The organism is Thermus aquaticus, assembly GCF_001280255.1.
GTDB classification, from domain to species: Bacteria; Deinococcota; Deinococci; order Deinococcales; family Thermaceae; genus Thermus; species Thermus aquaticus.
In genome coordinates this window covers 1-544 of the sequence record NZ_LHCI01000047.1, presented here as the reverse complement: position 1 = coordinate 544, position 544 = coordinate 1, and the positions used below count along the sequence as shown (strand labels likewise).

1 protein-coding gene is annotated in these 544 nt (G+C 71.1%); it reads left to right on the top strand.

Annotated features, from left to right (window positions below):
• Window positions 1-512, top strand: a 512-nt coding sequence (rpiA, locus tag BVI061214_RS00290) for a ribose 5-phosphate isomerase A (protein WP_053766889.1), incomplete at its 5' end; no start/stop codon positions are given.
• Window positions 513-544: the final 32 nt, after the last annotated feature.

Genomic DNA, 544 nt, shown 5'->3' with positions numbered 1-544 from the left:
CCTCCGAGGCCACCCGGGACCTGGCCCTGAAGGAGGGGATTCCCCTCGTAGACCTGCCGCCGGAGGGGGTGGACCTGGCCATTGACGGGGCCGACGAGATCGCCCCCGACCTCTCCCTCATCAAGGGCCTGGGCGGGGCCCTCCTCCGGGAGAAGATCGTGGAGGCCACGGCGGGGGAGTTCATCGTGGTGGCCGACCACACCAAGAAGGTTCCCGTCCTGGGCCGGGGCGGGGTGCCGGGGGGGATCGGCCCCCTCGGCCACCAGGCCACCCCTAGGGCCCTCGCCCCCCTGGGGGGCGAGCCCGCATTGCGCATGGACGGGGACGAGTTTTACTTCACCGACAACGGCCACCTCATCGCCGACTGCCGCTTCGGCCCCATCGGGGACCCCCTGGGCCTGCACAAAGCCCTCCTGGAGATTCCCGGCGTGGTGGAAACGGGGATCTTCGTGGGCCTGGCCACCCGGGCCCTGATCGGGGGGCCCATGGGGGTGGAGGAGCTCTTGCCGTAGCGCCCCCTCTTTTTTCACACCCCAGGGGTTGG